A 6,198-nucleotide genomic window follows, 5' to 3' on the forward strand; every position below is an offset into this window, starting at 1 on the left:
AAATGAGTACTAAACAAAATAAAAACGGGTGGAAAGCGGCCGGCTTCGGTTTCTGGTGTTCAGTGTTGCTGGGTTGTTTTATGCACGTTGCGCTGGTGCGCGCTGATGACGGAGCAATAAACAACTTAGAGTTTTCCACCTTGGCCGGAAACCAAGTGCAGGTGCAACTGGAGATGGATGGGCCGATAGTGGAGCCAAAAATTTTTCAGACCGATAATCCTTCTAGAATCGCCTTGGACTTTGCCGGGGTAAAAAGTAATTTGGCGAAAAAAAGCTTTCCTATTAACCAAGGAGCCGCGGGTACGGTTTATGTAGTAGAGGCGTCGGGGCGGACTCGGGTTATTATCAATCTGATAGAAAAAGTGCCTTACGAAACCAAAATAGAGGGCAATAAGTTTTATGTGGTTTTGAGGTCTAGTGGAGCCGTCGCTGCGGTAAATCGGGCGGTACAGCAAGCGCCCACCGCGAAGGATTCGGTGATTAGTAAGTTTTTGCCGGAACAAAACATAAAAAGTATTGATTTTAGACGCGGCCCCAACGGTGAGGGACGCTTGTTGTTGGGTTTATCAGCGGCGAATACTGTCGTGGACGCTAAGCAAAATGGCGGTAAAGTGGTATTAAGTTTCCTAAATACCAGGTTGCCGGAGTCGTTAGTTAAAAGTTTCGACGTATCGGACTTTGCGACACCCGTGCAAAAAATCGAAGCCTCTCCAAGAGGTGATAGCGTCAACATCGTCATAACACCTAACAACGGTAATTACGATTACTCGTCCTATCAGTCCGATAATCTATTGACGGTTGAGTTTCGACCGTTGACGCCGGCGGAAAAGGAAGCGCAGCAAAAAGAAAAATTCCCGTATATCGGTAACAAGTTGTCATTGAATTTTCAAGATATCGAAGTGCGTTCGGTCCTGCAAATTCTTGCCGACTTTACCGAGCTTAATATCATTGCCGCCGATTCTGTGGCGGGCAACGTGACGCTTAGATTGAACGATGTACCTTGGGATCAGGCTTTGGAATTGATTCTAAAAGCTAAAGGATTGGCAAAAAGACAGAATGGTAATGTGGTGATGGTGGCGCCGGTTGCCGAAATCATGAAAATAGAGCAGGAAGAGCTGGATTCGAAAAAAATATTTGAAGAGTTGGAGCCGTTAAAAACCGAAAATATTCAAATCAATTACGCGAAAGCAGGGGAGATTTGCGGTGTATTAATGGGGGTAGGTAATAACTCGCAGGGTGGGCAGTCGGGGGCAGGCGCGAGCGGAGGTGGTGGTTGTGGCGGAGGAGGAGGTGCTTCCGTAGCCTCGCAACAGTCCGGAGCCGGGCAGAATAGTCAAGGCGGTGGCTCGGCAAGTATGCGCTTGCTGTCGCCACGCGGTACGGCGATTGTCGATGCCAGGACCAACACGCTGATTGTCAAAGACACTGCAAAGGCTATGGAAGACGTAAGAAGAATGATCAAGCTATTGGACGTGCCGGTGCGCCAAGTATTGATCGAATCGCGGATCGTAATAGCTGATACATCATTTGCGCAGAACTTGGGTACCAAATTTGGGGTGGCTCATAAAGCCGACGTCAATAGTGGCACCCAATATGGGATGACTGGTGCCGGTGTTGAAACAAGTGAAAATTCTCAAATTTTGTCGGATTTGGGGTCCGCATTGGCTGCCTCTAGTGGTGGTGCCTTGGCATTGACTTTGGCGCGCGGCGCGGATTATCTGTTGAATCTTGAGATAAGTGCCTTGCAGGATGACGGCAAAGGCGAGTTGGTATCCAATCCGCGGGTAATGACTAGCGACATGGTGCAAGCTTCAATCAAACAAGGTGTACAGATTCCGTATCAAACCCAAAGCCAGGCAACAGGTCCGGTGACGGAGCTGGTCGATGCGGTGTTGGAGCTGAATGTCACGCCGCAGATTACGCCAAGCGGCAGTGTTATCATGTTGCTCGACATCAAAAAAGATTCTCCGGGAACGCCGCTTGCTACGGGCGGTAATGCTACCGTACCCATCGATACCCGGCAGTTGAAAACCAAAGTTCAAGTTGAAGATGGCGAGACGGTAGTGTTGGGCGGTATTTACGAGTCAACCGTTCAGGAATCGTTTAATACCGTGCCTTGGGTGTCGGATTTGCCGGTGATAGGCTGGATGTTCAAGAAAAGTGTAAAAAACGATACCAAAAAAGAGTTATTGGTGTTCATCACGCCTAAAGTGGTGAAAGAGTCTATGACGGCAAAGTGAAGCGTCGTTTGACTTAGTGGCAAAAAGGGGCTTCATGCCCCTTTTTTTGTGGCTTGCCGAGATTGGGTGGCCACCTCGTGTTCGTTCTTTTAAGCCGCCGGCTATGCTATATTCCGCGTTCACCAGACAATCGTTACGAATATGACGACAAACAATATTTTAACTCTAGTTCTTTGGGCGCTGTTGTTGCAGGCCTGCGGTCAGACAGGGCCTTTATATATGCCGGATAGCCCGCCGCCAATTTACGTACCCAAACAAGATAAATAAGCCATGGATTTTTTTAATTATCGGCAACATGAACTGTTTGCCGAAAGCATTCCTGTTGACGAAATTGCCGAAAACTACGGCACTCCCTGTTATGTCTACTCGCGAGCTACCTTGGAAAGACATTGGCAAGCTTTCGATCAAGGCTTTGCCGGTCACCCTCATCTTATTTGTTATGCCGTAAAAGCAAATTCAAATATTGCTATTCTCAATTTGTTAGCACGACTGGGATCTGGGTTCGACATCGTGTCGTTTGGAGAAATGCAGCGCGTGCTAGCTGCGGGTGGCAGTCCGGACAAAATTGTGTTTTCCGGGGTCGGTAAACGCGAGGACGAAATCCTGGCGGCGCTGAAAATAGGTATACGCTGTTTTAATGTGGAAGTCAGCGGCGAACTTGATCGTATCAACCGATTAGCCGGTGAACTAGGAGTTGTCGCTCCCGTGTCCTTTCGGGTCAATCCGGATGTTGATGCCAAGACGCATCCCTATATTTCCACTGGTTTGAAAGAGAATAAATTCGGGATCGATATCAAGCAAGCTATTCACGAATATCGGCGTGCTGCGCAGATGCCGAATATCGAAATAGTCGGTATTGATTGCCATATCGGCTCCCAGCTAACGGAAGCCGTGCCGTTTCTGGACGCGTTGGACAGGGTGTTGGCGTTGGTCGACGAACTGCAGGCGGAAGGTATTGAATTGCACCACCTTGATTTAGGGGGAGGGCTGGGTATTTGTTATCGCGATGAGTGTCCCCCGCAACCTTCTGAATATATCGCGGCGTTGCTGCAGCGTCTGGATGGGCGAAACTTCGAAATCTTATTGGAGCCGGGGCGAGCAATCGTTGGCAATGCCGGAATATTGTTAACCAGAGTGGAATACCTTAAGCCGACAGAGAATAAAAACTTTGCCATTGTTGATGCGGCAATGAATGATCTGGTCAGACCGGCTTTATACGGGGCGTGGCAGGCAATCATTCCGGCGAATGCCGAAAGTGATCAGTCCGAGTTGGAATGGGACATCGTTGGGCCAGTTTGCGAGACGGGTGACTTTCTAGGAAAGGCTCGGGCATTGAAGCTAAAACAAGGTGATTTATTAGCGGTTCGCTCAGCCGGTGCCTACGGATTTACGATGAGTTCAAACTATAACTCAAGGCCTCGAGCGGCGGAGGTAATGGTGGATGGCGATAAAACACATCTTATTCGAGCCCGAGAAACTCTGGATCAATTGTGGATTGGCGAGCAGCTTTTGCCTGAGTAGCTATGATAATTAATTTCACCAAAATGCACGGGCTGGGAAATGATTTTGTCGTGATCGACGCTATAAACCAGCCAATACAATTGACGACCGCACAGATTCGATTTTTGGCGGATCGCCATTTTGGCGTGGGCTGCGATCAATTGTTATTGGTGGAAAAGCCGATTAGCGATAACGCCGAGTTTAAATACCGGATTTTCAATGCTGACGGTAGCGAGGTTTCTCAGTGTGGAAATGGTGCGCGTTGCTTTGCTCGTTTTGTGCGTGACAGAGGCTTAAGCAATAATGACGAAATTATTGTCGATACCGATGCAAGACAACTGACACTGCGATTCGATGCAGGAGATTTGATCACCGTTGACATGGGCGTTCCCGCGCTTGAGCCTAAGCAGATACCGCTGAAGGTTTCCGAACAGTCCAAGCTGTATAAAGTGAAGTTGGCGGAAGCGGAAGTTCAGTTCGCCGCGGTATCCATGGGTAATCCTCATGCAGTTATTCAGGTCGATGATGTGGCGAACGCGCCTGTTTCGACTATCGGAGCTAGACTGGAGTCTCATGAGCTGTTTCCAGAGCGAGCTAATATCGGGTTCATGCAAATTGTTAATCGCCGGCACATCAAATTGCGAGTTTACGAGCGCGGTGCAGCCGAAACTTTGGCTTGTGGTAGTGGGGCGTGTGCCGCCGTGGTCGCTGGTATCGAGCAGGGGTTGTTGGATCAGCTTGTTAAGGTTCAATTGCCTGGCGGGGAGCTAACTATTAGTTGGATCGGCAGCGGTCATCCTGTACTGATGACGGGCGTGGCTACCACGGTTTTTGAGGGACAAATAAAGTTATGAGCAGCGAACCAAAAGTCTTATTGACCGAAGCCCACGTTAAGGCTTATTTGCAAGACCACCCTGAGTTTTTCCAGAATCACCTGGATTTGCTGGAGAAGATGCATATCCCTCACCCCAGCGGAAATGCGATATCGCTAATCTCCAAGCAACTGGAAATTTTCAGGGCGAAGCACCAGGAACAAGAAAATCAACTAACCGCATTGATTGATATTGCTCGGGAAAACGACGCGTCGTTCAATCGCATGCATGAGTTGACCTTAGCTATGCTGGAAGCAAATTCTTTGGAGGATGCGGTCGCTAATTTAAGCGAGGTGTTGGCTGAATGTTTTTTCACTGATTTCGTGGCCATTAAAATCATTAAAGAGCAACCGCTATCGCCCATCAGTAATCTATTTGTCGGGGCGGATGATGCTAATTTGAAGCATTTTTCCAATGAATTAACCACAAACCAGCCGAAATGCGGCCGACCGACCTTGCCTCAAGCGAGGTTTTTATTTGGTGATGTGGCTGCGGAAGTTCGCTCGTGTGCAATCATTCCTATGGTGTTCACTCAGCTTGATGGGCTGTTGGCAATCGGTAGTCGCGATGAGTCGCGATTCCACTATAGTATGGGCAGTATATTCCTTACCCAAATGAGCGAGATTATCGGGACGCGTCTTATTTCATTGCTACAACAAACGGATTGATTGTTATGCATGCCGAAGCGGATGACGCCTTGCAGCTGTATTTTTGCTATCTGGTTTCGGAAAAGCGTGTGGCCGACCATACGTCGACGAATTACCAGCGGGATTTAAAGCGTTTTCGAAGTTTTTGCAATGTGCAAGAGCTTAGGCTTTGGCAGCAAGTTCAAGATCGCGATGTGAGGAACTATATTGCTGGACGCCATAAAAACGGGATAGGAAGCAAGACGATTCAGCGCGAACTTGCTGCGCTACGTAGTTTTTATCGATTTTTGCTCAAAACTAACCAAGTGACGCATAACCCTGCTCAGCATGTGCAGGCGCCTAAAGTGTCAAAAAGGCTTCCTCATGTGTTGGATGTTGATCAGATGATGGGGATGTTAAATGCGACGCCAGATTCGGTTTTGGAAGTCCGCGATTTGGCGATGTTCGAATTGTTCTATTCATCAGGGTTGCGACTGAGCGAGTTAGTGATGCTTGATTTGTCGGACATTGATCTTAGCGAAGGCTTTTTGAGAGTGCGTTTTGGTAAAGGCGGCAAGCAAAGGCAATTGCCTGTTGGTAGTAAAGCACTTGATGCGCTTAAGGTTTGGCTGACAAATCGGCCTGAGGGGGGGCAAGCGGTGTTTGTTTCCTTGCAGCGTCGTCGATTATCTCGAAGAAGTGTGCAGCTTAGATTGGATCGTTGGGGTAAAAAAAACGGTATAGCCGAACACCTTCATCCGCATATGTTAAGACATTCGTTCGCAAGCCATCTGCTTGAAGCTAGTAAAGATATTAGGGCTGTGCAAGAGTTATTAGGGCATAGCAATATATCTACTACGCAGATATACACGCACCTGGATTTTCAGCATTTAGCGGCCGTATATGATCAAGCACATCCGCGATCACGCAAGGGTTGAAGGCTGTTGGATAAAAAAGTTC

At 48.2% G+C, this 6,198-nt stretch carries 6 protein-coding genes; all 6 read left to right on the forward strand.

Going from position 1 to position 6,198, the window contains the following annotated elements; genetic code table 11:
• Positions 1-2: 2 nt before the first annotated feature.
• Entirely contained in the window at positions 3-2,240 is a 2,238-nt protein-coding gene (locus ACR64Q_RS22435) for a type IV pilus secretin PilQ (RefSeq protein ID WP_313733197.1), read from the forward strand.
• A 141-nt stretch (positions 2,241-2,381) separates the two neighbouring features.
• On the forward strand, positions 2,382-2,507 hold the full coding sequence (lptM, locus tag ACR64Q_RS22440; protein WP_081607937.1) for an LPS translocon maturation chaperone LptM: 126 nt from the start codon (positions 2,382-2,384) through the stop codon (positions 2,505-2,507).
• A gap of 3 nt (positions 2,508-2,510) precedes the next feature.
• The gene (lysA, locus tag ACR64Q_RS22445) at positions 2,511-3,761 is read left to right on the forward strand and encodes a diaminopimelate decarboxylase (RefSeq protein ID WP_313733198.1); all 1,251 of its coding nucleotides are present in this window, start codon (positions 2,511-2,513) and stop codon (positions 3,759-3,761) included.
• A 5-nt stretch (positions 3,762-3,766) separates the two neighbouring features.
• Positions 3,767-4,594 (forward strand): diaminopimelate epimerase, encoded by an 828-nt coding sequence (gene dapF / locus ACR64Q_RS22450; RefSeq protein ID WP_313735055.1) that lies wholly within the window; start codon positions 3,767-3,769, stop codon positions 4,592-4,594.
• Positions 4,591-5,280 carry a DUF484 family protein gene (locus tag ACR64Q_RS22455; RefSeq protein ID WP_026602998.1) on the forward strand — a complete coding sequence of 230 codons (690 nt, stop codon included), beginning with the start codon at positions 4,591-4,593 and terminating at the stop codon, positions 5,278-5,280. Before dapF ends, ACR64Q_RS22455 begins: the two co-directional genes overlap by 4 nt.
• A gap of 5 nt (positions 5,281-5,285) precedes the next feature.
• A complete protein-coding gene (gene xerC / locus ACR64Q_RS22460; protein WP_313733199.1) occupies positions 5,286-6,176 on the forward strand; it encodes a tyrosine recombinase XerC in 891 nt (296 codons plus the stop codon).
• Positions 6,177-6,198 lie beyond the last annotated feature (22 nt).

This window comes from Methylomonas sp. 2F7 (assembly GCF_057126975.1).

Bases quoted from the DNA above. Each gene is read 5' to 3' on its own strand.
- ACR64Q_RS22435 (WP_313733197.1), top strand. From the start codon at position 3: ATGAGTACTAAACAAAATAAAAACGGGTGGAAAGCGGCCGGCTTCGGT.
- lptM (WP_081607937.1), top strand. From the start codon at position 2,382: ATGACGACAAACAATATTTTAACTCTAGTTCTTTGGGCGCTGTTGTTG.
- lysA (WP_313733198.1), top strand. From the start codon at position 2,511: ATGGATTTTTTTAATTATCGGCAACATGAACTGTTTGCCGAAAGCATT.
- ACR64Q_RS22455 (WP_026602998.1), top strand. From the start codon at position 4,591: ATGAGCAGCGAACCAAAAGTCTTATTGACCGAAGCCCACGTTAAGGCT.
- xerC (WP_313733199.1), top strand. From the start codon at position 5,286: ATGCATGCCGAAGCGGATGACGCCTTGCAGCTGTATTTTTGCTATCTG.